Genomic DNA, 26,799 nt, shown 5'->3' on the forward strand with positions numbered 1-26,799 from the left:
GTTCGCCGCGCACCGGCGAAGCGGGGGCCGCCCGGGGGGCGGCCCCCGCTTCCGTGTGCGGGCCGCGACGCGCTCAGGGGAACGGGGTGTCCAGGTCGAGGGCGGTGCAGTACCAGCGGCCGGCGGGGGCCCGCTCCAGGCGGAAGGCCAGTGCCCGGATCCGGCCGCCGACCGCGATCCGGGCGAACGCCTCGATCACATCCGGGCGGGGGCGGCAGGCGCCCACCCGGCGCAGCGCGGGTGCGCCGCGGGTACCGGCCGGCGGCAGCAGCGGGGTGTGCGGGGCGGCCCGGCCCAGCCGGTCGTACGCCTCGGCGCGGGCGTGGCCGAGCAGCACATGGACCGGCCGCAGGCCGCTGAGCACCAGCAGCAACTGCTGGGCGAACCACTGCTGGGGGTGGCGCGGATCGGGCCGCCGCGGATCGGGTGTCCGCGGCGGTGCGGCGGATGCCGGTGCGGCGGACACCGGGCCGCGGGGACGGCCGCCGCCGGGCCGCCGGCTGTCGCGCCGCCCCGGCGGCGCACCGGCACGGACGGGACGGCCGGTGCCGCGTTCACCGATCCTCAAGACAACCCCTCCCCTCGCCGGACTCCCCGGAAGCTGCCGGGCGGAGTCCTACTGTCCAGTAACAATACGGAGTGTAGGTATCCGGATACGGGGCCGACAAGGAAGGTCGCCCGTCCGGGTGGCGCCCGCCGGACGGCTGACACCGGGTGCCGCCGGGAGCGGCGGCGCTCCGGCGGGGCGGCCGGGGCCGCGAAGGCCGTATTGTGAGCCCCATGCGCGTCTATGTCCCGCTCACGCTCCCGGCGCTGGCCACGCTGAACAGCACCGGAGAGGTCGGTCCGGCGCCGCTGACCGCCTATGCCGTCACCCCCGGTCTGCGCGAGTGGTATCTGTCCGGCACCGAGGAGGAGCTGGAGTACGCGGCCATGGGGCGCGCCGCACAGGCCTCGCTCCGGCTGATCGCCGCCGATCTGGAGATCCCGCCGCGCCGGGTGGTGCTGGCCGCCGATGTCGCGGACGGCACCGTCACCCCGGCCGCCGACCCGGGGCTGGGCCTGGACGCCGTCACCCTGGGCGAGGTGCGGATCGCCGGCACGGTGCCGCTGGCCAAGTGCGCCTCGGTGCATGTGGACGGCGTGGACGCCGAGCCGGACATCACCGCCGCCGCCGAGGCACTGCCCGCCGCCGAGGCCGGTGACGAGGACGCCCGTTTCGTGGTGGACGGCGCCGCCGACCACGAGCTCCTCTGGTACGCCGTCCAGGAGCTGGACAGCCTGCTGTAGCGGCGTCCCGGGCCGTTTTTTGCCGAAACCGCAAGCTTTCTTGCCCGCAGCGTGCGGCAGGCCGCACGGTGGCCACCGTATCCAGAGGAGGTGGCACGCATGGGCGGGCACAACAGCAACGACACAGCCGCGGCCGGAACCGTTCCGGCACACCGCTACGACGTCGCCGTGATCGGCGCCGGCGCCGCCGGACTGAGCGGCGCGCTGATCCTGGGCCGGGCCCGGCGCTCGGTCCTGGTGGTGGACGACGGGCAGCCGCGCAACGCACCGGCCGAGGGGGTGCACGGCTACCTGGGGCACGAGGGCACACCCCCGGCCGAGCTGCTGGCCACCGGCCGCGAGGAGGTCCGCCGCTACGGCGTGGAGTTCCTCACCGGCACCGTCACCGAGGCCGTCCGGGACGGGAAGGACGGGACGAACGGGGAGGACGCCGGCGGCGCAGGCGGCTTCACGCTGCGGCTGGCCGGCCGGCGCACCGTCCGGGCGCGCCGGCTGCTGGTGACCACCGGCCTGACCGACGAACTGCCCGAGGTGCCCGGCCTGGCCGGGCTGTGGGGCCGCGATGTGCTGCACTGCCCCTACTGCCACGGCTGGGAGGTGCGCGACCGGCCGATCGGCGTGCTGGCCACCGGACCCCTGGCCGTGCACCAGGCCCTGATGTGGCGGCAGTGGAGCCCGCATCTCACGCTCTTCCTGCACACCGGGCCGGAGCCGGACGAGCAGCAGCGGGAGCGGCTGGCGGCGCGCGGTATCGAGGTGGTGGCCGGTGAGGTCACCGCCCTGGAGACGGACCCGGCCGGGCGGCTGGCCGGCGTCCGGACGGCCGGCGGCACGGTGGTGCCCTGCCGGGCGCTGGCCGTGGCCACCGGGCTGACCGCCCGGGCCGGTTTCCTGGCGTCGCTCGGGCTGGCCCTTAAGGCCCAGGAGGTGGCCGGCATGGTCATCGGCAGCCGCGTCCCCGCCGATCCGACCGGTCTGACCGCGGTGCCCGGCGTGTGGGTGGCGGGCAATGTCACCCAGGTCACCGAGCAGGTGATCGGGTCGGCCGCGGCCGGGGTGCGGGCCGGCGCGGCCATCAACGCCGATCTGACCGAGGAGGAGACCGCGCTGGCCGTGGCCGCGCGGCGGGAAGGGCGGCTGCCCGTGTCCTGAGCCGGCCCCGGGCCGGGGCGGGGCGGGAGAAAATGGGGTGGGCCGTTGTCAGAGGGTGCCCTTACCGTCGAGGGATGGATTCCGGTACGACTCCGCAGGCCCCGTCCGACAGTTCTCCCGCCCCCGTCCCCGTCCCCGCCCTCGCTCAGGCCCTTGCGCCCGCTCCCGCCTCCGCGCCCGCTGCCGGCCCGTCCGACGGCGGCGGCCCGGCGCACATCGTCTGGGACTGGAACGGCACCCTGCTGCACGACATCGACGTCGTGCTGGAGGCGACCAACGCCTGCTTCGCCGAGCTGGATCTGCCGCAGCTCACGCTGGAGCAGTACCGGGAGATGTTCTGCGTGCCGATACCGGCCTTCTACGAGCGGGTGCTCGGCCGCCGCCCCGGCGAGGAGGAGTACGTGCGGATGGACGCCGCCTTCCACCGCCACTATTTCTCCCGAGCCGCCCGGGCCGGGCTGGCCGAGGGCGCCGCCGAACTGCTGGTCTCCTGGGGCGAGGACGGCGGCACCCACTCGCTGTGCTCCCTCGCCCCGCACCAGCGGCTGCGCTCCTGGGTGAGTGAACTCGGCATCGACGGGCACTTCGTACGGGTGGACGGCGACGCCGGGCACGGCCCGCGGACGGGCAAGGCGCGGCAGATGGCCCGCCATGTGGCCGCCCTGGCCGGTGTCGACCGGAGCCGCACCGTGGTCATCGGCGACGCCACCGATGACGCGCTGGCCGCCGCACACGCCGGCGTGCGGGCCGTGCTGCACACCGGAGGCTCGCACAGCCGCGGCTCCCTGGAGGCGGCCGGGGTGCCGGTGGTGGATTCGCTGGCCGAGGCGGTGAGCCTGGCCGCGGAGCTGGTGCGCCGGCCGGTCGCCCCCGGCCCCGGCCCCCGCCGGGGCACACCGTCAGAACAGCGGTGAGGCCCGGTGCCGCGCGCAGCGGGCCGGGGGGACGAGCCTGTTACGGCGTTGTTCAATCTGTAGGAAAGAGACGTGGAGCTTTGTACATCTGCCAGGAAGGAACGCCCCCCGCGGGAGCGGTAGCCTGAGCCCGTGATCAGCGCGATATCCGCGGATGGCAGTGTCGCCTCCGCCCGCCGCGTGCCGTCGGCCCGCGGCCGTGGCCGTATGCCGTACGGCTTGCCGCTGGTCGCGTTCCCCGGGAGCATCCCCTGCAGGACGACCGAGCGCCGGCCGGTGACCTCTCGGGGCTCCTCCCGGATGTTCCCCCGGGTACTGCCCCGGACGAATTCCCGGCGTCACGCAACGGCGCGCGACAGGAGCCAGAGGACATGCACAGCAAGCTGGACCAGGCCAAGGCGGATCTGCTGGAGAGTGCCGCCGAGGTAGCGGCACAGGGCAGAGCGGGCGGTCCGCCCGCGCCCGGCATGGAGGGCGAGCATCTGCGCCGCTTCCTCCAGCGGTACTACCTGTACGCCGCCCCCGAGGACATCCAGGGCCGCGATCCGGTGGACGTCTACGGCGCCGCCCTGACCCACTGCCGGCTCGCGGCGCACCGCCCGCAGGGCACGGCCAATGTCCGGGTCTACACCCCCACGGTGGACGAGATGGGCTGGGCGTCCAGCCACACCGTGGTCGAGGTGATCACTGATGACATGCCCTTCCTGGTGGACTCGGTGACCAATGAGCTCTCCCGCCAGGACCGCGGCATCCATCTGGTGATCCACCCGCAGATGATCGTCCGCCGGGACGTCACCGGCCGGCTGCTTCAGGTGCTGGACGCCGGCCGCGACCCGGACAGTCCGGCCGCCAACACCTACCACCCCGGGGACCTCCCGCCGGACGCGCTCACCGAGTCCTGGATCCATGTGGAGATCGACCGGGAGACCGACCGCGCCGATCTCAAGCAGATCGAGGCCGATCTGCGCCGGGTGCTCAGCGATGTCCGGGAGTCCGTGGAGGACTGGGAGAAGATGCGCGACCGGGCGGTGCGCATCGCCGAGTCCCTGCCCGCCGAACCCACCGGGCCGGTCGGCGAGCACGAGATCGAGGAGGCCCGGGAGCTGCTGCGCTGGCTGGCGACCGACCACTTCACCTTCCTCGGCTACCGCGAATACCGGCTGACCAGGGTCGACGGCGCCGAGCAGGACACCCTCTCGGCGATCCCCGGCACCGGCCTGGGCATTCTGCGCTCCGACCCGGTGCACCACCTCGACACCCGCTCCGAGGCCGGCACCCCGGAGGACACCGCGGCCACCGAGGGCAGCACCGGGGCGCCCCCCGCCCCGGCCGGCGGGCCCGGCAGGCCCACCTCCGCCGCGTTCAGCCGGCTCTCCCCGCGGGCCCGCGCCAAGGCCCGCGAGCCCCGGCTGCTGATCCTCACCAAGGCCAACAGCCGGGCCACCGTGCACCGCCGCTCCTATCTGGACTACATCGGCGTCAAGACCTTCGACGAGCAGGGCAATGTGGTCGGCGAGCGCCGCTTCCTCGGGCTGTTCTCCTCCACCGCCTACACCGAATCGGTGCGCCGGGTGCCGGTGGTGCGGCGCAAGGTGGCCGAAGTGCTGGCCGCGGCCGGCTTCTCCCCCGACAGCCACAGCGGCCGGGACCTGCTCCAGATCCTGGAGACCTATCCCCGGGACGAGCTGTTCCAGACCCCGGTCGCGGCGCTGCGCTCCATCGCCATGGCCGTGCTCCACCTCCAGGAGCGCCGCCGGCTGCGGCTCTTCCTCCGCCAGGACGACTGGGGCCGCTACTACTCCGCCCTGGTCTATCTGCCGCGCGACCGCTACACCACCACCGTCCGGCTGCGGCTGATCGACATCCTCCGCGAGGAACTGCGCGGCACCAGCGTGGACTTCTCGGCCTGGAACACCGAATCGGTGCTGTCCAGGCTGCACTTCGTCATCCGGGTCGCGCCCGGCACCGAGCTCGCCGAGCTGACCGAGACGGATGTGGACCGCATCGAGTCCCGGCTGGCCGAGGCGTCCCGTTCCTGGACCGACGGCTTCGGCGACGCCCTGCTGGCCGAGCTGGGCGAGGAGCACGCCGCCGAGCTGGGCCGCCGCTTCCACAACGCCTTCCCCGAGGGCTACAAGGCGGACTTCCCGCCGCGCGCCGCCGTGGCCGACCTCCAGCACCTCACCGACCTGCGGCCGCAGGAGGGCCGGGACTTCGCGCTCAGCCTGTACGAGCCGGTGGGCGCCGGGCGCGGCGAGCGGCGCTTCAAGATCTACCGGATCGGCGAGCCGGTCTCGCTCTCCGCCGTGCTGCCCGTGCTCCAGTGCCTGGGCGTGGAGGTGGTGGACGAGCGCCCCTACGAACTCCGCCCGGCCGAGGGGGGCACCGCCTGGATCTACGACTTCGGGCTGCGCGTTCCCGACCATTTCGCCGAGCGGCTCGCGCCCGACGCCCGGGAGCGTTTCCAGGAGGCGTTCACCGCCGTGTGGACCGGCCGCGCGGAGAACGACAACCTCAACGCGCTGGTGCTGGCGGCCAATCTCACCTGGCGCCAGGTGACGGTGCTGCGCGCCTACGCCAAGTACCTGTGGCAGGCCGGCGCCCGGTTCGCCCGGGAGACCATGGAAGAGACCCTGCTGCGCAATGTGCACACCACCCGGCTGCTGGTCAGCCTGTTCGAGGCCCGGCTCGGCCCGGAGCGGCAGAAGGCCGGCCGCGAACTGACCGACGGCCTGCTGGAGGAGCTGGACGGCGCCCTGGACCAGGTCTCCCACCTCGACGAGGACCGCATTCTGCGGGCCTTCCGCACCGTCATCCGGGCCACCCTGCGCTGCAATCACTTCCAGACCGGGCCGGACGGCGAGCCGCGCCCCTGCCTGGCCATGAAGCTGGACCCGCAGGCCATGCCGGACCTGCCCGAGCCCCGCCCGGCCTACGAGATCTGGGTCTACTCCCCGCGTCTGGAGGGCGTGCACCTGCGGTTCGGCAAGGTCGCCCGGGGCGGTCTGCGCTGGTCCGACCGCAGGGAGGACTTCCGCACCGAGATCCTGGGCCTGGTCAAGGCGCAGGAGGTGAAGAACACGGTGATCGTGCCGGTCGGTGCCAAGGGCGGCTTTGTGGCCAAGCGGCTGCCCGACCCGGCCCAGGACCGCGACGCCTGGCTGGCCGAGGGCATCGCCTGCTACCGCACCTTCATCTCCGGCCTGCTGGACCTCACCGACAACATGGTGGCCGGCAAGGTGGTGCCGCCGCGCGATGTGGTGCGGCACGACGGCGACGACCCGTATCTGGTGGTCGCCGCAGACAAGGGCACCGCCACCTTCTCCGACATCGCCAACGGCGTGGCGGACGAGTACCGCTTCTGGCTGGGCGACGCCTTCGCCTCCGGCGGCTCGGCCGGATACGACCACAAGGGCATGGGCATCACCGCCCGGGGCGCCTGGGAATCGGTCAAGCGGCACTTCCGGGAACTGGGCCACGACACCCAGGCCCAGGAGTTCACGGTGGCCGGCATCGGCGACATGTCCGGCGATGTCTTCGGCAACGGCATGCTGCTGTCGGAGCACATCCGGCTGGTGGCCGCCTTCGACCACCGGCACATCTTTCTCGACCCGGACCCCGACCCGGCCGTCTCCTGGGCCGAGCGGCGCCGGCTGTTCGAGCTGCCCCGCTCAAGCTGGGCCGACTACAACCCGGAGCTGATCTCGGCCGGCGGCGGGGTGCACCCGCGCAGCGCCAAGTCCATTCCGCTCACCCCGCAGGTGCGGGCCGCGCTGGGCATCGAGGACGGCACCGGCGCCATGACCCCGGCCGAGCTGATGCGTGCCGTGCTGCGGGCCCCGGTGGACCTGCTGTGGAACGGCGGCATCGGCACCTATGTGAAGTCCTCCGCCGAGACCCACCACGACGTGGGGGACCGCGCCAACGACGCCATCCGGGTGGACGGCCGGGAGCTGCGCGCCAAGGTGGTCGGGGAGGGCGGCAATCTGGGCATGACCCAGCTCGGCCGGATCGAGTTCACCCGGCACGGCGGCCGGTGCAACACCGACGCCATCGACAACAGCGCCGGGGTGGACACCTCCGACCACGAGGTCAACATCAAGATCCTGCTCAACGCGGCGGTCGCCAACGGTGATCTGACGGTCAAGCAGCGCAACAAGCTGCTCGCCGGAATGACCGACGAGGTGGCCGCGCTGGTGCTGCGCACCAACTACGCGCAGAACGTGGTGCTGGCCAACTCGGTGGCCACCGCGGCGGGCCTGCTCCCGGCCCACCAGCGGATGATCCGCAGACTGGAGCACACCGGGCGGCTGGACCGGAAGCTGGAGTTCCTGCCGGACGACGAGGAGATCGCCGACCGCCGGCACGCCGGGCAGGGCCTGACCCAGCCGGAGCTGGCGGTGCTGCTGGCCTACGCCAAGCTGGTCGCCACCGAGGAGCTGCTGGCCACCGACCTGCCGGACGATCCCTATGTGCGGCGGATGCTGGAGGTCTACTTCCCGGCGGCGCTGCGGGAACGGTTCCCCGAGCGGATCGACGGACATGCGCTGCGCCGCGAGATCGTCACCACGGTGCTGGTCAACGACACGGTCAATGTGGGCGGACCGTCCTTCGTGCACCGCATGCAGGAGGAGTCCGGGGCCTCCACGGAGGAGATCGTCCGGGCCCACACCGCGGCCCGGGCCATCTTTAATCTGCATCAGATCTGGGACACCGCGGAGCGGCTGGACAACCAGGTGCCGGCCGAGGTGCTCACCCGCATCCGGCTGCACTCCCGGCGGATGGTGGAGCGCGGCACCCGCTGGCTGCTGAACAACCGTCCGCAGCCGCTGCGCATGGGCGAGACCATCGAGTTCTTCTCCGAGCAGCTCGGCCGGGTCTGGCAGGAGCTGCCCAAGCTGCTGCGCGGGCGCGATCTGGAGACCCATGCCGCCACCCACGACGAGCTGGTGTCGATCGGGGTGCCGGCCGATCTGGCGCAGCAGGTGGCCGGGTTCAACGCGGTCTTCCCGGCGCTGGACGTGGTGGCGGTGGCCGACCGCACCGGCAGCGAACTGCTGGATGTGGCGCGGGTGTACTACCTGCTCGCCGACCAGCTCGGCATCTCGCAGCTCCAGGACCGGATCACCCGGCTGCCGCGGGCGGACCGCTGGCAGTCCATGGCCCGCACCGCGATCCGCGAGGACCTGTACGCCGCGCAGCAGCTCATCACCGCGGATGTGCTGGCGGCCGGCGGGCGGGGGGACGGGCCGGAGGAGAAGGTGGAGGCCTGGGCCCGGCGCAACCACTCGGTGCTGGTGCGGGCGCGGGCCACCCTGGCCGAGATCCAGGGTTCCGACACCTTCGACCTCGCCAACCTCTCCGTCGCCATGCGCACCATGCGCACCCTGCTCCGCAGCAACCGCTGACCCCTCTCCCCCCTGCCGGGTGACCCGGGAGGGGGGATAAAAGGGGTGGGGCGGCAGCGGCTTTCCTACGCTGGTGGCCATGGAGCCCGCACAGACAGTCACCGGTACAGGGATGGCCACCATCGGCAAGCCGGCCGCGCTGCCGCCTCTGGCGGGCGCGGGCCGGCTCGTCACCAGCAGACGGGTGCGGTACCGGGACTGGTCGGGCACCGCGGTCACCGTGGTGATGCCCACCTACAACGAGGCCGCGAATCTGCCCGGGATCGTGGCCGCGCTGATGGCGCTGCCGCTGCCCCGGCTGCGTCTGCTGATCGTGGACGACGACAGCCCCGACGGCACCGGGCGGCTCGCCGACCGGCTGGCCGACCGCTACGCCACCGGCCCCTGCGGCCCCCGGATCGAGGTGCTGCACCGGGACGGCAAGGAGGGCCTGGGCCGCGCCTACGAGGCCGGCCTGCGGCACGCCCTGGCCGCCGGTGCCCCCTATGTGCTCCAGATGGACGCGGACGGCAGCCACCAGGCGACCGCCGTCTGCGCCATGCTGGAGACCGCCCACCGCAGCGGTGCCGGTCTGGTGGTGGGCAGCCGCTATGTGCGCGGCGCCACCGTCTCCGGCCGCTGGGGCGTGCACCGGCGGCTGCTGTCCACCTGGGGCAACTCCTATGCCCGCGCCATTCTCCGGGTCCCGCTGCGCGACCTCACCGGCGGCTTCAACCTCTGGCGCGCCGATGTGCTGCGCACCGTCGGCCTCGGCGGCGCCGAGGCGGCCGGCCGTTCCCTGCGCAGCGCCGGCTACGCGCTCCAGGTGGAGCTGAAGTACCGGGCCACGCGGAAGGGCTTCGAGGCGGTCGAGGTGCCCATCCGCTTCGGTGAACGGCTGCGCGGCTCCTCCAAGATGTCGCTGGCCGTGCAGTGGGAGGCCGCCCTGCTGCCCTGGCGGCTGCTGCTGGCCGGCCTGCGCTGACGCCGCTTCCGGCCTTGCGTCCCGGCCCGGCGGGCTATCGCTCGTACGGGCTGGGGAAGGGGAAGTAGTCCCGGAGGAAGGGCTCCAGCACCGCCCGCCGGGCCGCCATGTCGTCCTCCTCGGAGACGGTGTCGTTGAGGCAGAACACCGTGCGGTTGCGGGCGTGCAGCAGCCGCCCCAGCCGGGCCTCGGTGTGCGGATGCGCCAGGTCGAAGTAGTCGTACGGGATCGCCCCGGCGACCGCGCGGCCGGTCAGGAAGGCGTAGTAGTGGTGCAGCGAGGAGGTCACGGAGATGTCGTCCAGGCTGCGGAAACGATTGCCCGCGGTGGCCCGGTGACGTTCGCCGAACACCTCCTCGATCTCTGCCAGCACGCTGCGCCGCAGCGGATGCGGCACATGCTTCATCTTCTGGGTGATCGTCCGCCCGAACCGCTCCAGCAGCAGTTCCCGGTTGTTCTTGCCGGCCACTGCCACCGGCGCGTCCTGCGCGGCCGGCGGCCCCTGCGGGATGTGCGCCTTGGAGAGGAAGAACCGGGTCAGCCCGCCGGCCAGGAAGAACTCCTGGGGCACGGTCAGGCGTCCGAAGAACACGTCGTCGTTGAGGTAGAGGAAGTGCTCGGCCAGGCCGTCGATGTGGTGGAGCTGGCTCTCGATGGCGTGCGAGTTGAAGGTGGGCAGCAGCGAGCGGTCGGAGAAGATCTCCCGGTGGCCGACCACCGTGATGCCCGGGTGCGAGGTGTCCAGCCAGGCCGGGGTCTGGTCGTCGGTGACCAGGTAGACGTGCCGGATCCAGGGCGCGAACTGGTGCAGCGAGCGCAGTGAGTAGCGCAGCTCGTCATGGCTGACATAGCGGGCCGCGTTGGCGGCCTCGGCGTGGTACGTCTCGCCGGAGTACTCGGCGCGCCGCCGCAGCCAGTCGGGATCGGTGCCGTCCACCCAGGTGTAGACGGCGTCCACGGGGAAGTCGATGTCCTCCGGCAGCCGCTGCGCGAACACCGGCAGCGTCCGGAACGCGTGCGCGTGCGAGTGCGAGTGCGAGTGCGAGTGCGGGGACGGGGACGGGGAGGCGGTGGCGGAGGGACCGGGGCCGGGGGCGGGCAGCAGTGGGGTCAGGCGGGACAGCGGCGCGGTCACGGTCCCGGCCGCGGCCGGGACCCGGTCGGTGCAGCGGTTGCGGCGCGGCGCGGCCAGCAGCTCCGGTGCCTCGGGGTCGGGCGGCCAGAACTCCACCGCGCAGCAGTGGCGTTCGCCGACCGCGGCGATGCCCCGCCGGTCCGTGAAGTACCAGCAGAACCGGGCGGAGCGGGCGCCGGCCAGCGCGCGCCGGGCCGGCGCGGAACTGCCCGGGACGGTGCGCCGGCGGATCCGGCGGCGGTGCCGGCCCCGTCCGCGCACCCCGCCGCCCAGCACCAGATAGCCCGCGGTCTCGGCGCACAGCCGGGTGAGGGCGCGCAGGGCATGGCTGCGCTGGTTCTCCGGAACCCCGACGGTGGCGCTGGACGCGAACAGCCCGCGCACGCAGAAGTGACGGACCCCGGCCGCCTCCAGGGCGTCGCAGACCATGCGCAGTGCCTCGGTCTGGGCCTGGAGCGGGGAGGGATACGGGCGCACATGGGCCGCCTTGGGGTGTCCGCCGACCAGCACCAGGCGGCGGTCCGCGCCGCGGTAGAGGGCGGGCGCCCGCCGCCGGGCCCGTGCGGCGCGCAGCGCGGCCAGGCCCTCGCCCAGCGCCTGAGGTCTGGAGAGGGAGACCTTGAGCCGGGCGCGGGCCGGCAGCGGAATGCGGCCGGCCACCGCGCGACGGGCGCGCAGCGGCATCAGCCGGCGGTAGAGGGCGACCAGCGGCGCCGCCTCGGGATTGCGCGGCGGGGGCGGGGGGTGTCCGGCTCGCGTGCGGCGGGCCCGGCCGGTCTGGGCCGCGGCGCGGCGGTCCCCCTCGGTGTCCGCGTCCTCGGCGGTGTCCGGCCCGGCATACGGGTGCTTGACATGTGCGGTCATGGATGGCGGCTCCCCGGCAGCGTTGTCTGTGGTGCGCCCCGGTGCCCGGGGGCCCGGGGGCCGTCCGGGCTGTCCGGACCGCCCGGGTACCGGGGTTGGCGGTTGACGACACTATCCGCTTATTGAGGGTATTCCGCGTATTTTAGGGGGCTATGGCCGTCGAGGCGGGCCGGGCCGGCCGGGCCGGGCAGCGGCTGCGGCTGTGCCGGGGGCTGCGACAGCGGGCGGGCGGCGCGCCGGGGGCCGGGGTGTGTGCCGCGCTGCTGCCGGGCGGGGCCGCGCATCGCGGCCGGGACCGGGCGGCGGGCCGCCATCGGCACCACCGGCGGGATGCCCCGCCCGTCGAGGAAGACCCGGCGCACCACGCGCTCGGCCGCATAGCCGTCGTCGCAGGGACAGAACCGGCGGCGGAACGCGGCACGCGCCACCGCGGCCCCCGGATCGCTCCACAGCCGGCCGCCGAGGTGGTCCAGCAGTTCCTCCTCGGTGCGGACGACCGGGCCGGGCGGCGCCGCCGGCAGATCGAGGGTGACACCGCGGACCGCGCGGTAGGTCTCCCAGTCCTCCGCGTGGACGACGATCGGCCGGTCCAGGCCGGCGTACTCGAACATCACCGGGTGGTAGTCGGTGACCAGGGCGTCGGCCGCCAGGCAGAGTTCGGTCAGCGGGTGCCCGGTGACATCCCGCACGCCCTCGGCCGGCGGCGGCGCGGCCGTCCCGGCCGGGCGGCGCAGCAGCAGCACGAAGCCGGGGCCCAGGGCGCGGGCCAGCCGCGCGGTGTCCAGCCGGGGCGGGCCCTGGGGCAGATACTCCCGGGGCGCGGGGGCGTAGAGCACGGCGACGGCGCCGTCCGGGACGGCGAGCGCGGCCCGGATCTCGTGGACCCGGCCGGGCGGGGTGGTGTGGAAGGCGTCGGCCCGGGGCGAGCCGTATTCCAGGGTGGTGTACTCGGCCGGATAGGCGGCCTCATGGGTCAGGGTGGAGTGCCGGTTGGCGGAGAGGCAGTAGTCCCAGCGGTCGATCTGGCGCAGCAGCCGGGGGACGTCCAGGGCGCGGGCGGCGGCCGGGCGGCTGCGCAGCTCCAGACCGACGGTGGCCAGCGGGGTGCCCCGGTGGGTCTGCACCCGGCGCTGGCCGGCCCGGTCGGCGGGGACGGCGGGCAGGTCGCCGTCGGTGACCAGGAAACCGGCGCGGGCCAGTGCCCGCCAGGCCGCGGCCGAGCCGGGGCGCAGCCGCCGGGCGCCGGCGGGCAGTCCGCGGGCGCCGTCCGGCACCAGCCAGCGGGTGGCGATGTGCGGGGCGAGCCGGCGCAGCGCCGTCTCGATCGCGGCCAGCTGGCCGTCGGCCCGGTCGGCCCCGTCGGCCCGGTCCGCCGGGTCCTGCGGGACGAAGACGGCCAGCCGGGTGTCGAGCGGGCGGCTCAGCTGCATCCGGTAGTGCAGCCGCAGCAGCGCCGTGCCCAGCCTCCGGCGCACCGTGCCGAGCCGGGCGGCCAGCCGGGCCCCGGCCCGGCCCAGGGCACCGGCCGCGGCGAACGCGCGGGGTGCCCCGAGCCGCAGCAGCAGCCGCGGCAGGCGGCCGGTGCCGGACCGGCCGCCGCCCAGCGCGGTGGCTCCGGCGGGCGGCCGGTGGCGGCGGCACAGCCCGGCGGCGCGTCGGAAGAACTCCTCGCGGCAGGCGGCCGGCAGCAGCCCGGGGGTGCGGCACACCTCGGTGAGCCGGTCGGTCATCCGCCGGTGCAGCGCGGGCTGCCAGCGCCGGTACTCGGCCGGACCGGCCGCCAGAAAGGCGAACAGCCGCTCGTACTGGGCCAGGATGTCGAGCTGGTGCGGTCCGGGGGCGTGCAGCAGGCCGCCGGTGCGGCGCCGCCGGTGGTGTACGCAGACCCGGTCCAGGGCGGCCACCGACTCGGCGGCGATCAGCAGCGGCAGGCTCCAGGGCAGGTACTCATGGGTGCCCGGGGGGAAGCGCAGGCCGGTGCGGCGCAGGAAGTCCCGGCGGCAGAGCCGGTTCCACACGGCCGGTTCCAGGGACAGCAGCCCCGGGTGGTCGGCGAGGGCGAACACGCCGGTGTCGTGCTCGGCCAGGGCGGCGAGCCGGCCGTCCGGCACGGGATCGCCGTCCGGCCGGACGGCGGCATGGTCGAAGAGCAGGAGCTGGGGGTCGCCGGTACGGGCCAGGGCGGCGTCCAGGGCGGCGAGTGCGCCGGGGGCCAGGGTGTCGTCACCGTCGAGGAAGAGCAGATAGTCCCCGGTGGCCGCGTCCGTCCCGGCGTTGCGGGCGCCGCCGGGGCCTGCCGGCCGGTCCAGTCGCAGCGGCCGTACCCGGGGGTCGGCGGCGGCGAATTCCTCGGTGATCTCGCCGCAGGCGTCGGGTGACGCGTCGTCGACGACGATCAGTTCGATGTCCCGGAACCCCTGGGTGAGCACGGAGGCCAGGCAGGAGCGCAGATACGCCTGCACCCGGTGGGCGGGCACGATGACGCTGAAGCGGGGCACGGCGACTCCCCAGAGCGCGAGCGGACTGACGGACAATCCGACAATCGCCGCTCGATGCCCGGATTCCCGGCACTGGCCCGGTGTCGGCCACCCCGGGCCCGGGTTTTTCCGCCATACGGAGCACAGCCGGCGGCCGCGGCGCCGCGGCCGCCGGCTATTTCACGGCGCCGGCCATGACTCCGGAGACGAACTGCCGCTGGAAGGCGAAGAAGATCGCCAGCGGCACCAGGATGGACAGGAACGCGCCCGGCGCCAGCACGTCGATATTGGCCCCGAACTGCCGCATCTCCTGCTGGAGCGCCACCGTCATCGGCGGATTGGCGGAGTCCGCGAAGATCAGCGCGACCAGCAGGTCGTTCCACACCCACATGAACTGGAAAATGGCCAGCGCGAAGACGGCCGGGGCGCCCAGCGGCAGCACCACCCGGGTGAACAGCCGCAGCTCGCCCGCCCCGTCCAGCCGGGCCGCCTCCAGCAGCTCGCGCGGGATCTCGGCGAAGAAGTTGCGCAGCAGGAAGACGGCGAACGGCAGGCCGAAGGCCGAGTGGAACAGCACCACGCCCAGGGTGGTCTCGAAGATGCCCAGCCAGTTGAACAGCTTGGCCACCGGGATCAGCGCCACCTGCACCGGCACCACCAGCAGCCCCACCACCAGCAGGAACCACCAGTCCCGGCCGGGGAAGTCCAGCCAGGCGAAGGCATAGCCGGCCATCGCGCCGACCACCACCACCAGCACCGTGGAGGGCACGGTGATGGCCACCGTCGTCCAGGCGGAGCCGGTGAAGGAGTCGTTCGCCAGCAGGGCGCTGTAATTCTCCGTCGTCCACTGGCCGGGGTCGGTGAGCGCGGTCCACCAGCCGTCGGCGGCGATGTCCCGGCGGTCCCGGAAGGACGAGGCGAGCAGGCCCAGGGTGGGCAGCAGCCAGACCAGGCCGAGCAGGATCAGCACCACCCGCACCGCACCGCCGCCGGCCAGCGAGGCCAGTTTCGAGGCGGTGGAACGCCGGGCGCGCTCCACCGGACCGCGGACGGCGGAGCCGGCGGGCCCGGTGCTCCCGGCGGGCCGCGGTTCGGGAAGCCGGTCCGTACTGGTGTGGACGGTCATCGGGCCCGCTCCCGTCGCAGCCGCCGGATATTGAAGATCATCACGGGCACCACCAGCAGCAGCAGGAACACCGCGATGGCGCTGCCCAGCCCCTGATTGGTGCGGGTGCCGAAGGACACCGTGTAGAGCTGGAGGGCCAGCACATTGGCGTCCGGCTGCACCGAGCCGGGCGCGATCACCAGCACCAGGTCGAACACCTTCAGCACATTGATCATCAGGGTGACCAGCACCACGGCCAGCACGGGGGCCAGCAGCGGCACCGTCACCCGGCGGAACACCTGCCATTCGTTGGCGCCGTCCACCCGGGCCGCCTCCAGCAGCTCCCGGTCCACCCCGGCCAGCCCGGCGGCGATCAGCACCATGGCGAAGCCCGCCCACATCCAGACATAGGAGCCGATGATGGCCGGGGTCACCAGGGTCGGGCCGAGCCAGTCCACGCCGTTGTAGGCTGCCGCGAAGTTGTCGGCGGGCAGGCGGAGTTCCGCACCCGCGGCCTCGGCGGGCAGGCCGAAGGTGCCGTCCTCGGCGGTGGTGGCCGAGGCCACCACCTCGCCGTCGCGCACCGCCTGCACGGTGATGCCGGCCAGGCCCTTCTCGCCGGGATCGATCACCCCCGGCTCACCGCCGCCGCCCTGGGCGAAGTCCAGCCAGACGGTGCCGGTGAGCCGCCCGTCGCCGGGCGGGGGCGCGGCTGCGTCCGCGGCGTCCGCCAGCTCCTGCGGCTTCACCCCGACCAGCGGCAGCAGGGCGGGGGAGCCGGCCGCGGCCGGACCGGGCAGCAGCACGGAGCCGTCGCCGGACGTCTCAAGGGCCCCGTCAGGGCGGGGCCGGGCATCCGGCCAGGGGGCCCCGCTGGTGAAGGCGGAGTGCGCCGTGGTCAGCATGGCGTTGGCCACCCCGCGGTCCGGGTCGGCCTCGTACACCAGGCGGAAGATGATCCCGGCGGCGAGCATGGAGATCGCCATGGGCATGAACACCAGCAGCTTGAACGCGGTGGCCCAGCGGATGCGTTCGGTCAGCACGGCGAAGATCAGGCCCAGCCCGGTGCACACCGCCGGGGCCACCACCACCCAGACGAGATTGTTCTGCAACGCCTGCCGGGTGCCCGGATGGGTGAACATCTCCCGGTAGTTGTCCAGCCCGACGAAGCCGCTGCCGGAGGAGTCGAACAGGCTGCGCCAGAGCGAGTAGCCGATGGGATAGACCACCAGGGCGCCGAGCAGCAGCAGCGCCGGAAGCAGGAAGAGCGCGGCGGCCCAGGGGCGGGTGCGCACCACGCTGCGGACCTGCTTCACCGCTCCCCGCCGCCGGCCGCTGCCGCCGGGACCGGGGGACGTCTCGCCGGCCGGGCGCCCGGTGCCGCCCTGCCCGGTGCTGTCCATGGGATGTGCCATCACCGGCCGGCCGTCACTCGCCGTACGCCGCGGCGGCCTGGGTCTCCAGATACTCCTGGACCCCCTGCACATCCGCCGGGTTGCGCAGGAAGTCCTGAAGGCCCTGCCACATGCCCTGGCCGGTGGTGCCGCCGAACGCCGCCGGGGTCTGGTCCGACAGGTCGAAGCGGAAATCGTCGCCCGCCGCGATCAGCGCCTCCGCCATGGTGCGCTGCACCTCGTCCGGATAGACCTCCGGATCCAGCGACCGATTGGGCGAGATGAAGCCGCCGCGCTCCGCCCACAGCGCCGCCGCGTCGGTGGAGGCGAAGAACCCCAGCAGGGCCTGCTGGGCCTCGCTCGCCTCGCCGCTCTCCGAGATCGCCACCGCCACATCGCCGCCGGAGACCACCGGCGCCTCGTCCCCGACCGCCGGGAACGGGAACACCTGGGCGTCCTCACCGATCACCGCGTCGGTGGAGTCGGAGATCACCGTGCCCACGAAGTCGCCCTCGTAGACCATGGCCGCCTCCGGGCTCTCCAGATCGGCGAACACCTTGGTCACGGAGTTGGGGAAGTCGGTGCGCAGCGCGCCGTCGGTGCCGCCGGCCAGCAGCGCGGGCCTGCCGAACAGCTCGCCGAGCGTGGTCAGGGCATCGGTGACGCTCTGATCGGTCCAGGGAACCTCGTGCGCCGCGAGCCGGTCGTACATCTGCGGGCCGGCCTGGGAGAGATAGATGTTCTCGAACCAGTCGGTGAGCGTCCAGCCGTCCGCGCCGCCCACCGAGACCGGCGGGGTGCCGGAGTCGGAGACGGTGGACGCGGCGGTGATGAAGTCGTCCCAGGTCTCCGGCACCGAGACCCCCGCGGTCTCCAGCGGGCCGGTGCTGTACCAGATCAGCGACTTGTTGGCGGCCTTGATGTAGACCCCGTACTGCTGCTCGTCGTGCGCGCCGAGATTCCTCCAGCCGTCGCCGTAGTTGGCGTCGAGCTGCTCCTCGGCGAGCGCCCCGACCGGGGCCAGCCAGCCCTTGTCGGCGAACTCGTGCAACACGCCGACCTGCGGCAGCAGCACCACATCCGGTGGTGAGCCGCCCGCGATCTTCTGCCCCACGAAGGTGGCCACATTGTCGCCGGTCGGCACGAAGGTGACCTCGGCACCGGTGCGGTCCTCGAACTCCTCGACGGCGGCCATGAAGTTGTCCTGCTCGGCACCGGTCCAGACCGCGGCCACCTCCAGCTTCTGGCCGCTGAGATCGGGCAGTTCGACGGAGGGCGCGTCTCCCCCGCCGCCCCCGCCGGTACCCGACGCGTCGTCATCCCCGCTGCAGGCGGTCAGCGTGAGCGCCGACACCGCCGTGATCGCCGCCACTGCGCGGGCGGCATACCGAGCTGACCGGATCGAACTGCGCATGTGATCGCCTCATCCCTTGCGCGGCCCGGCCCCGGAGCCGGGCGGAACAGCCGCATTGCATGTCCCGTTGGCACTGTCCTACGCCGGGCCCGCCGGGTCGGCAAGGGCGCCGGTCGTGTCAACTCACCATTCGTGATCCGGACGTTACCGACAGGCAGATCTCTTCAGCGGTATACACCAGTACCGCACGCGGTGTCCGGTTGCGCCACTCTTCCGGCCCCGCCGGACGGCCGCGGCGGGCTCAGACCAGGGAGGCGGCAGCCGCCTGATCGGTCTCCCCGGCCCGGGCCGCGGCGCTGGCCAGCAGCGCCACATCGGTCGGACCGTTTCCCAGTTCCCGGACCGGCCGCCGGGCCGGGGGATCCCCGGCCCGCCGCCAGTCCAGCGGTATCACGGTGGGCCGCAGCGTGGCGGTGCGGGGAATCCGCCCGGTGACCCGCCCGGCCTGGAAGAGCACCGGGGCGGGCAGGCGCGCGGTGCGCAACTCGGCGCGGCCCGGCGGCCGTCCGGCCAGCGAGACCGAGGCGGTGGCGGCGACGGCCATGCCCGCCGGGGTCTCCGTCACCGAGGCACCGCCGCCCGGCGAGCGCCCGGAGGCGGTGATCAGATGGACCCCCAGCGGGCCGCCCTCCCGGGCCACCGCGTCCAGTGAGCGCACCACCGACCCGGCCGCCGGACGGCCGGGCGCGCCCAGCGCGGGGCTCAGCAGCGCCTCCAGATCGTCCACCAGCACGACCAGGGCGGGTGGTTGCCCGGCCGGGGGGCCGGCCGGGCCGGGGGGATCGGCGGCACCGGCCGGTTCACCGGCCCGCCGCTGGGTGACCACCCGGGCGGGCCGCTCGGCGGCGCGCCGCTTCAGCTCCTCCCGCAGGCTCTCGGCAAAGGCCCGCATCCGCACCGGATCGGTGGTCGCCACATGCTCGGTGACATGCGGCAGTTCGGCACAGGGCGCCAGCCCGCCGGCCGGGCCGTCCACCAGCAGCAGGGAGAGCCGGCGCGGGCTGCGGGCGGCGGTCAGCGAGGCCGCCAGCGCGCACAGCAGTTCCGTCTTGCCGGAGCCCGGGCCGCCCTCGATGCGCAGCGGGCCGGGCTCGGCGGCCAGATCCAGCACCACCGGGCCGGCCGGTCCGGCCCCGAGCAGCAGCGGCAGCCCGCCGCCGGTGGCGCGCCAGCGCTTGCCCAGGGCGGCGGGGGTGACCCGGGGCAGCTCCAGCAGATCCAGCAGCCGCGCGCTGTCCGGCAGTGGAGCGGCGGCGGCACCGTTCGTGCCGTCACCGGACTCCTCGCGCAGCGGGGCCAGGGCCCGGGCGAAGCGCTCCGCCCACGCGGCGGAGACCGCGTCCACCGTCCCCGCGCCGCCCCCCGGCGGCCGTGCGCCCGGCGCCGGGCCCGCGGCGCGGTGCGGCGCGGCGGCGGGGCCCGCCGCGGAGCCGGCGTGCCGGCCCGGGTCGCGGGCGGCCAGGCCGGATGTGCCGTCGCCGCCGCGGTGCGCGCCGGTGGCCGGACGGAGGCCGGGCCAGGCGGCGGTGCCGCCGGTGGTGGCGACGGCGGCGGCGGTCGGGTCGGTGCGGTGGGTGGCGGAGTCCTCCAGCGGGGCGGGTGAGCGCCCGGCCGGCCCCGGGGCGGCCCCGGCCGGGCCGGCGGTGCCGCGGGGCGGCGGCAGCAGCCGCACCGTGGTGGCGACCTCGCCGGCGAGCACGGCCATGGCGCCGCAGCGGCCGAAGACCGGGGAGGCGTCGCGGGCGGCGGCCAGGGTGTCGGCGACCGGGGAGGTGGCGGTCGCGGCCGGTGCCTCGGCCAGGCAGATCGGATGGACACCGGCCGCCGGGCCCTCCTCGGCGAGCCGCTCGACCGCCGCACGCAGATCCGCGCCGCCGGGATCTCCGTCCACCAGCACCACGGTGCGCCGGGTGCCGCGCGCGGCGGCCGGCCGGCCGGTCAGCTCGGCGATCCGTGCGGTGGCCTGCTCCCGGTCGAAGGCGAGCAGCCGGTGGCAGTCCTGGCCGCCGAGCGGCCGGGTGTGCGGCAGCCAGCCCAGCCAGGCCCAGTCCGCCGCGCGGCCCCGGGCGAGCGCGACGATCTCCAGGGCGCTGGGCGGATGCAGCGCGGCAAGCTGGGCGAGGACCGAGCGGGCCAGCCCGAGCAGCCGGTGCCGCGGCCCGGCCAGACCCAGCGCGCCGGCCGTCGCCAGGCTGACCGAGACGGGCACCAGGGCGCCGCCGATCTGCTGCGCCGTGCCGAGCCGGACCGTCAGGCCCTGCGGCGCCGCGGCCTCCGTGGCCCACAGGCCGCCGCCCACGGGCGGGGCTTCCGCCGCGCCGGGGGCGAGGCCGAGGGCGGTGAGCAGCAGGGCGGGGAGCTCGGGCCCGGCCGGGCCGGCGGCGGGCGGGATGTCCGGCGGGAGCGGCGGCGGCCCGGCCGGGCTCCCCTCGGGGCGCGGAGCGCCCAGCCGCCGGGCGAGGCCCGCCAGCCCGCCCCGCCGCCGGGCCGCCGGCGGGGCGGACCGGCCCGGACGGGGTACCGGGGCAGGCGCCGGAGCCTTTGACGAGGACGAGGACGAGGACGGGGGCGGGGGCGGTGCCTGGGACGAGGGCGGGGGCGGCGCCTGGGGCGGCGCGGTGCCGGCCGCGATCCGCAGGACGGACTCGCCGATCCGCAGCTCACCGCCGGGCGGCAGGGGCACCGGTTCGCCCGAGACCGGCCGGGCCGCGGCCACCCCGCCGCCCGTCCACGGGGCCGCGACCAGGGCGGTGCCGTTGGTGGAACCCAGATCCCGCACGGACATGGAGCCGTCCGCGGCGACCGTGATCTCGCAGTGCAACCGGGAGACATCGGGATCGTCCAGCGGCACATCGGCCCGGCTGGAGCGCCCTATGCGGATCTCACCGCCGTGCAGCAGATGCACACCGCCCGCGTCCGGACCGGAGACCACCAGCAGCCGGGCGGGCGCCTGGTGCGGCCCGGCCGGTTCCACCGGGCGCTGGAAGGCCAGCACCGCGCCGTCCACCAGCGGCGGGCGGCCCAGCAGCACACCGGCCGGATCGAGCCGCCGCGACCCGCAGTACACCGGGCCGGGCGCACCGCCGCCGGGCGCCGCCGCGGCGGCCAGCTCGCCCAGCACCTCGGCGAGCGGGGTGCCGGCGGCAGCGGTGACCGTCACATCGGTGCCCGCGCCGCCCTGCGGCCCGAGAACGGTCAACCAGATCTGCATCGGCCCTCCCGGTCGCATCGACATCTGATGCTTCAAGAATCCTCGCATCAGCCACTGACAGTCCGCGCCGCAAGCAACCCTTCATGATCTTGATTGCTCAGATGTGACCGGAACTGATCGTTGGCTTGGCGTGCAACACCGGCCGCCCGTCCGGCATCCCGGCGCCGAAGCCGGGGATCGGTCGGAACACACCGGTCGCGCAGCAGCCCGGCACCGCGTCGATCAGTCCTGCCGGTCCCGCAGTCCTGCCGGTCCCGCAGTCCCGCCGGTCCCACGATGTCACCGGGCGCATCCGGCCCCGCCCGGTTCCCGGCCATCAGCAGCCGTTTCCGGTCAATATCGGCGCCCTGCGGCGGCGCGCGGCACCGGTTCGGCCATCGTGGCCGGCGCCCGGACGGGGCACGGTCACCATGGGCTCACGGCAACCGGGGCGGCCTGCACCCGGGACCGGTTTCCCGCACCGCACTACAGTAGGGAGGCCGGGGGAGGCGCCTGCGGGCGGCGGCACCGGGGCGGGCCGGGGAGATCTCACCGGGATCGTCACCGCCGTCACCCGCTGTCATGTCAGTCCGGCCCGGCCGGCTCGGACCGGGTGACCCCCGGTTCCGCAGTCCATCATGTCCACCACGGAACACCCAGGGAGCACGCGTGCGGCCGGTTGGCAGCAAGTACCTGCTGGAAGAGCCGCCGCTCGGTCGCGGCGCCACCGGGACCGTCTGGCGTGGCCGCCGGCGGGAGGCCGCCGGTGCGGAGGCGGCCGTGCCCGGGCAGCCCGGCGAGTGGGTGGCGATCAAGGTCCTGAAGGAGGAGCTGGCCCAGGACCCGGATGTGGTGATGCGCTTTCTGCGCGAGCGTTCGGTCCTGCTCCGGCTCGGCCAGGAGGGCCACACCAACATCGTCCGGTTCCGCGACATCGTCGTGGAGGGCGAGCTGCTCGCCCTGGTGATGGACCTGGTCGAGGGCCCCGACCTGCACCGCTATCTGCATGAGAACGGCCCGCTGACCCCGGTCGGGGCCGCTCTGATCACCGCCCAGATCGCCGACGCGCTGGCCGCCGCGCACGCCAGGGGCGTGGTGCACCGCGACCTCAAGCCGGCCAATGTGCTGCTGGCCACCGACCGCGACCCGGCGACCGGCGGCGAGGTGCTGCGGCCGATGCTCACCGACTTCGGCATCGCGCGGCTGGCCGACTCCCCGGGCGTCACCCGCACCCATGAGTTCATCGGCACGCCCTCCTATGTGGCCCCGGAGACCGCGGAGGGCCGGGAACAGACCTCGGCGGTTGACATCTACGGCGCCGGCGTCCTGCTCTACGAGCTGGTCTCCGGCCGTGCCCCGTTCTCCGGCGGCACCGCGCTGGAGGTGATCCAGCGCCATCTGGTGGAGCCGCCGGCCCGGCCCGAGGGCGTGCCCGACCCGCTGTGGACGGTGATCGACCGCTGTCTGCGCAAGCGTCCGGACGAGCGGCCCGGCGCGGAGAGCCTGGGCCGCGCGCTGCGCGTGGTGGCCACCGGCCTCGGCGACTACGCGGGCCCGCAGGAGCGCACCGCCGCCTACGGCGTGGGCGGCATGCTGCTGCCCGACCCCTCGCCGGTGAAGGTGCCCGGCACCGGCACCGCCCCGGTGGGGGCGGCCGAGGCGACGCAGGCGCTGCCCGGCGGCTCGGGCGGCGCGGGACGGCCGCCCGTCTCCGACCCGTCCGCGCCGACCGCCGCCATCCCGCCGGTGGGACCGGGAGCCCCGGGCGGTCCGGGAGCTCCGGGCGGTCCGGGAGAGCGGCCCGGCGGCCGAAGCAGCGGGGTGGACCCCACCCGGGCGATGCCGGTGGCCGGCCACCACGATTCCGGGCCGGACGAGCAGCATCCGTGGCAGAACCAGATGCGGGCCGCCCGGGAGCGCAACGAGGCCACCCGGGTGCAGCCCTTCGACCCGGCCGAGGACCCGCTGTACCGGCAGCCGCAGCGCCGCCCGCAGCGCCGTCCCCAGCCGCCGCAGCAGGCACCGCGCCGGTCCTCGCCCGACCAGGGGGCCGGGGGCTACGGCTATCCGCAGCCGGCGCCGCCGCAGCCGCAGTCCGGCTACGGGTACCGGCAGCCGCCGGGCCAGGGGGGCGGCGGCTACGGCTATCCGCAGTCGCCGCCGCAGCAGCCCGTGCCGCAGGCTCCCGCGCAGCCCTACCCCCGGCCGCAGCAGCCCCAGCGGCGGTCCGCGCCGCCCCGGGAGTCCCGGCCGCCGCGCGAGCCGCGTCCCCCGCGCGAGCCGCGCCGGCGCAGCGCCAACCCGATGCGCATCCCGGGCCTGGGCTGCCTCAAGGGCTGTCTGTTCATGGTGCTGATCCTGGTGGTGATCGGCTTCCTGGTGTGGAACTTCACCCCGGTCCAGGACTGGATCGCCGAGGGGAAGGGCTTCTGGGAGGCGGCCCAGGACTGGTTCGACGACCTGCGGGAGTTCCTCGGCCTGATCGAGGAGGCGCAGCAGACCGTCGACGACGTCCAGCAGAACATCCCGGAGACCGGCAACTGACCGCGCCCGTTCCCTCACCGAGCGGTCAGGTGGGGGATTTATCGACATTCGGAGGTGAATTCGGGCGCGGTGTTCCCGGCGAATCCGGGCAATGCGGATCACCCGCGCCCCCTCCCGCCCCCGCGTCGTCGTAGCCTCGCGCCATGGCACGCAACATCGGCAGCCGCTACACCGCTCACCGGGTGCTGGGCCGCGGCAGCGCCGGCACGGTGTGGCTCGGCGAGGGTCCGGACGGCCCGGTGGCCATCAAGGTGCTCCGGGAGGACCTCGCGGCCGACGCCGACCTGGTGGCGCGCTTCGCCCACGAACGGCACACCCTGCTGGGACTGGAGCACCCGCACATCGTCGGCGTCCGCGACCTGCTCCTCGGCGACGAGGCCGAGGGCGGCGACCTGGCCCTGGTCATGGATCTGGTGCGCGGCCCCGATCTGCGCAGCCACCTCGCCGCCTGCCGCCGGCTGCCCCCGCGGGAGGCCGTGAGCATCGTCGCCGGGGTGGCCGGCGGCCTCGCCGTGGCGCACGCGGCCGGCATCATCCACCGCGATGTCAAGCCGGAGAACATCCTGCTGGACACCTCCGGCCCGGAACCGGTCGCCCTGCTCACCGACTTCGGCGTGGCCCAGTTGATCGAGGAGCCGCGCCGCGGCACCGCAGGCGGTGTGGTCGGCACCCCCGACTACATGGCCCCCGAGATCATCGAGGGCCTGCCCTCCCGCGCCCCGGTGGACATCTACGCCCTGGCCACCGTGCTCTACGAGCTGCTGGCCGGCTTCACCCCGTTCGGCGGCGGCCACTCCGGGGCCGTGCTGCGCCGCCAGGTCACCGAGAAGGCCGCCGAGCTGCCCGGGCTGCCGCCCGCCCTGTGGGAGCTGATCCAGCAGTGTCTGGCCAAGTCCCCCGCCTCCCGGCTGCGCGCCTCCGAGCTGGCCTCCCGGCTGCGCGAGCTGCTGCCCGCCCTGGACGGCCTGCCCGCGCTGGACCTGCTGGACCTGGAGGCCGCCGACCACCGCATGGTGCCGGAGCCGGCCGGGGCCGCCGCGGCCCTGCCCGCACTCCCGGCCGAGGCCGAGGCCGAGGCCGGAACCCCGCGCGGCGCCGTCCCGCTGGTGCGCGGCGCCGTGCCGGACGAGGAGCGGGTCACCCACACCCGGATGCGGGTGCCGGACGCCGAGGAACTGGCCGGCGGCGCGCACGGCACCGCCCGGGTGGCGCGGCGGCCCGGCCAGCCGCGGGCCGGCTCGGCCCGGCACAGCGCGGCGCTCCGGCGGCGCCGGCTGGCCGTGACGGTGGCCGCCGCGGGGGCGCTCGCCCTGGTCCTGCTGCTGGTGCTGCTGCTGGCCCTCGGCTAGCCGGGGACCGGGCGCCGGACCCGGTACCGGACGGAACGTCCGGGCCAGCCGTTAGGCTGGAGGCGTGGCAGTCGTCGATGCATCCGAAGAGCTGAAGTCCCTCACCTCGACCATGGAGTCGATCGAGGCCGTCCTGGACCTCGACAGGCTGAGGGCCGATATCGCCGTGCTCGAGGAGCAGGCGTCGTCCCCGAACCTGTGGAACGACCCGGACAACGCCCAGCAGGTCACCAGCAAGCTGTCCATGCTCCAGGGCCAGCTCCGCAAGACGCAGGAGCTGCGCGGCCGGATCGACGACCTCGGGGTGCTCTTCGAGCTCGCCGAGGCCGAGGGCGACGCCGACACCCTCGCCGAGGCCCGCGCCGAGCTGGAGGCGGTGAAGAAGGACGTCGCCGAGCTGGAGGTGCGCACCCTGCTCTCCGGCGAGTACGACGCCCGCGAGGCCATGGTCTCCATCCGCGCCGAGGCCGGCGGGGTGGACGCCGCGGACTTCGCCGAGCAGCTCCAGCGCATGTACCTGCGCTGGGCCGAGCGCCGCGGCTATCCCTACGAGGTGCTGGACACCTCCTACGCGGAAGAGGCCGGCATCAAGTCGACCACCTTCGCGATCAAGGCGCCGTTCGCCTACGGCACCCTCTCCGTGGAGCAGGGCACCCACCGGCTGGTGCGCATCTCCCCCTTCGACAACCAGGGCCGCCGCCAGACGTCCTTCGCGGGCGTCGAGGTGCTGCCGGTGGTGGAGCAGACCGACCACATCGAGATCCCGGAGAACGAGATCCGGATCGATGTCTTCCGCTCCTCGGGCCCCGGCGGGCAGTCGGTCAACACCACCGACTCGGCGGTGCGCATCACGCACCTGCCGACCGGCATCGTGGTCTCCTGCCAGAACGAGAAGTCGCAGATCCAGAACCGGGCGGCGGCGATGCGCGTGCTCCAGGCCCGCCTGCTGGCCAGGCGGCGCGAGGAGGAGCAGGCCAGGATGAACGCCCTGAAGAGTGACAGCGGCAACTCCTGGGGCAGCCAGATGCGTTCGTATGTTCTGCACCCGTATCAGATGGTGAAGGATCTGCGGACGGAATATGAAGTCGGCAACCCGCAGTCCGTTCTGGACGGCGACATCGACGACTTCCTGGAGGCCGGAATCCGCTGGCGCAAGCAGCAGGAGAAGCAGGCCGCGGAGTGATTTCCCTGGTGAGATAGCCGACTTGACGCAGATAGAGGGAACGGGAAAGCTGTTCGGGCGGTATATCCGTGTGCCGATTGGCGTGACGTGGGGGGCTCGTGAGACATCGCCCGTCTCCCAGCGAGGCTGAGCGGCGGACACGGCTGTTCCGATGACGCGTCATTGTCGATATCTACATCACTACAGGGGGTAGTTACTCACATGGCCAGTTCCAAGGTGCGGGCCAATATGGCCCGTATCACGGCTGCGGCCGTCTTCGCCGCCGGGGCGTCTCTCGCCGTCGCCGGCGTCGCCCAGGCCGACCCCGGCGACCCGGACGTCTGTGTCCCGGAGCCGCCGGACTACGACAACTGCGACGGCGGTACGACCGAGGAGCCGACGAACGGCGGCACCACGGAGGAGCCGACGAACGGCGG

General features: G+C 74.5%; 15 protein-coding genes and 1 pseudogene. 9 read left to right on the forward strand and 7 right to left on the reverse strand.

Going from position 1 to position 26,799, the window contains the following annotated elements; all coding sequences use genetic code 11:
• Positions 1 to 73 precede the first annotated feature (73 nt).
• On the reverse strand, positions 74 to 568 hold the full coding sequence (locus BM242_RS00080; RefSeq protein ID WP_093836512.1) for an Rv3235 family protein: 495 nt from the start codon (positions 566 to 568) through the stop codon (positions 74 to 76).
• Positions 569 to 780: 212 nt separating this feature from the next.
• Between BM242_RS00080 and BM242_RS00085 the strand changes: the two genes are divergently transcribed.
• The 5 genes from BM242_RS00085 (at position 781) to BM242_RS00105 (ending at position 9,728) form a co-directional block, all read left to right on the forward strand.
• Positions 781 to 1,290: a DUF6912 family protein gene (locus BM242_RS00085; RefSeq protein WP_093836513.1), complete on the forward strand. Its 510-nt coding sequence runs from the start codon at positions 781 to 783 to the stop codon at positions 1,288 to 1,290.
• Positions 1,291 to 1,389: 99 nt separating this feature from the next.
• Positions 1,390 to 2,442, forward strand: a complete 1,053-nt coding sequence (locus BM242_RS00090; RefSeq protein WP_093836514.1) for an NAD(P)/FAD-dependent oxidoreductase — start codon at positions 1,390 to 1,392, stop codon at positions 2,440 to 2,442.
• Positions 2,443 to 2,516: 74 nt separating this feature from the next.
• Positions 2,517 to 3,356 carry an HAD family hydrolase gene (locus tag BM242_RS00095; RefSeq protein WP_093836515.1) on the forward strand — a complete coding sequence of 280 codons (840 nt, stop codon included), beginning with the start codon at positions 2,517 to 2,519 and terminating at the stop codon, positions 3,354 to 3,356.
• A 371-nt stretch (positions 3,357 to 3,727) separates the two neighbouring features.
• On the forward strand, positions 3,728 to 8,764 hold the full coding sequence (locus tag BM242_RS00100; protein ID WP_093836516.1) for an NAD-glutamate dehydrogenase: 5,037 nt from the start codon (positions 3,728 to 3,730) through the stop codon (positions 8,762 to 8,764).
• 226 nt (positions 8,765 to 8,990) lie between these two features.
• Complete coding sequence (locus tag BM242_RS00105) at positions 8,991 to 9,728, forward strand: polyprenol monophosphomannose synthase (protein ID WP_245833792.1); 738 nt, start codon at positions 8,991 to 8,993, stop codon at positions 9,726 to 9,728.
• 34 nt (positions 9,729 to 9,762) lie between these two features.
• Here the strand turns inward: BM242_RS00105 and BM242_RS00110 are convergent, their stop codons facing one another.
• The 6 genes from BM242_RS00110 to BM242_RS00135 form a co-directional block, all read right to left on the reverse strand.
• Positions 9,763 to 11,727 carry a stealth family protein gene (locus BM242_RS00110; protein WP_093836518.1) on the reverse strand — a complete coding sequence of 655 codons (1,965 nt, stop codon included), beginning with the start codon at positions 11,725 to 11,727 and terminating at the stop codon, positions 9,763 to 9,765.
• Positions 11,728 to 11,846: 119 nt separating this feature from the next.
• Positions 11,847 to 14,225 (reverse strand): CDP-glycerol glycerophosphotransferase family protein, encoded by a 2,379-nt coding sequence (locus BM242_RS00115; protein WP_093836519.1) that lies wholly within the window; start codon positions 14,223 to 14,225, stop codon positions 11,847 to 11,849.
• A 154-nt stretch (positions 14,226 to 14,379) separates the two neighbouring features.
• The gene (locus BM242_RS00120; protein WP_093836520.1) at positions 14,380 to 15,330 is read right to left on the reverse strand and encodes a carbohydrate ABC transporter permease; all 951 of its coding nucleotides are present in this window, start codon (positions 15,328 to 15,330) and stop codon (positions 14,380 to 14,382) included.
• Positions 15,327 to 16,712 carry an ABC transporter permease gene (locus BM242_RS00125; RefSeq protein ID WP_093836521.1) on the reverse strand — a complete coding sequence of 462 codons (1,386 nt, stop codon included), beginning with the start codon at positions 16,710 to 16,712 and terminating at the stop codon, positions 15,327 to 15,329. Before BM242_RS00125 ends, BM242_RS00120 begins: the two co-directional genes overlap by 4 nt.
• A gap of 25 nt (positions 16,713 to 16,737) precedes the next feature.
• Positions 16,738 to 18,117, reverse strand: a complete 1,380-nt coding sequence (locus BM242_RS00130) for an ABC transporter substrate-binding protein (RefSeq protein ID WP_093836522.1) — start codon at positions 18,115 to 18,117, stop codon at positions 16,738 to 16,740.
• A 241-nt stretch (positions 18,118 to 18,358) separates the two neighbouring features.
• Entirely contained in the window at positions 18,359 to 21,328 is a 2,970-nt protein-coding gene (locus tag BM242_RS00135) for an FtsK/SpoIIIE domain-containing protein (RefSeq protein ID WP_093836523.1), read from the reverse strand.
• A 648-nt stretch (positions 21,329 to 21,976) separates the two neighbouring features.
• On the opposite strand from BM242_RS00135, the gene BM242_RS00140 reads away from it, so the two are divergent.
• The 4 genes and pseudogenes from BM242_RS00140 to BM242_RS00155 form a co-directional block, all read left to right on the forward strand.
• Entirely contained in the window at positions 21,977 to 23,851 is a 1,875-nt protein-coding gene (locus BM242_RS00140) for a serine/threonine-protein kinase (protein WP_093836524.1), read from the forward strand.
• Between the two features lie 143 nt (positions 23,852 to 23,994).
• Complete coding sequence (locus BM242_RS00145; RefSeq protein ID WP_093836525.1) at positions 23,995 to 25,200, forward strand: serine/threonine-protein kinase; 1,206 nt, start codon at positions 23,995 to 23,997, stop codon at positions 25,198 to 25,200.
• A 64-nt stretch (positions 25,201 to 25,264) separates the two neighbouring features.
• Complete coding sequence (gene prfB, locus BM242_RS00150; protein ID WP_093836526.1) at positions 25,265 to 26,383, forward strand: peptide chain release factor 2; 1,119 nt, start codon at positions 25,265 to 25,267, stop codon at positions 26,381 to 26,383.
• A gap of 201 nt (positions 26,384 to 26,584) precedes the next feature.
• Positions 26,585 to 26,799 (forward strand): annotated as a pseudogene (locus BM242_RS00155) (hypothetical protein); the annotation flags it as partial.

Source organism: Streptomyces aidingensis (assembly GCF_900112355.1).
Taxonomy (GTDB): Bacteria; Actinomycetota; Actinomycetes; order Streptomycetales; family Streptomycetaceae; genus Streptomyces; species Streptomyces aidingensis.

Coding starts and splice junctions, on each gene's coding strand:
- BM242_RS00085 (WP_093836513.1), top strand. CDS start 781: ATGCGCGTCTATGTCCCGCTCACGCTCCCGGCGCTGGCCACGCTGAAC.
- BM242_RS00090 (WP_093836514.1), top strand. CDS start 1,390: ATGGGCGGGCACAACAGCAACGACACAGCCGCGGCCGGAACCGTTCCG.
- BM242_RS00095 (WP_093836515.1), top strand. CDS start 2,517: ATGGATTCCGGTACGACTCCGCAGGCCCCGTCCGACAGTTCTCCCGCC.
- BM242_RS00100 (WP_093836516.1), top strand. CDS start 3,728: ATGCACAGCAAGCTGGACCAGGCCAAGGCGGATCTGCTGGAGAGTGCC.
- BM242_RS00105 (WP_245833792.1), top strand. CDS start 8,991: ATGCCCACCTACAACGAGGCCGCGAATCTGCCCGGGATCGTGGCCGCG.
- BM242_RS00110 (WP_093836518.1), bottom strand. CDS start 11,727: ATGACCGCACATGTCAAGCACCCGTATGCCGGGCCGGACACCGCCGAG.
- BM242_RS00120 (WP_093836520.1), bottom strand. CDS start 15,330: ATGACCGTCCACACCAGTACGGACCGGCTTCCCGAACCGCGGCCCGCC.
- BM242_RS00125 (WP_093836521.1), bottom strand. CDS start 16,712: ATGGACAGCACCGGGCAGGGCGGCACCGGGCGCCCGGCCGGCGAGACG.
- BM242_RS00130 (WP_093836522.1), bottom strand. CDS start 18,117: ATGCGCAGTTCGATCCGGTCAGCTCGGTATGCCGCCCGCGCAGTGGCG.
- BM242_RS00135 (WP_093836523.1), bottom strand. CDS start 21,328: ATGCAGATCTGGTTGACCGTTCTCGGGCCGCAGGGCGGCGCGGGCACC.
- BM242_RS00145 (WP_093836525.1), top strand. CDS start 23,995: ATGGCACGCAACATCGGCAGCCGCTACACCGCTCACCGGGTGCTGGGC.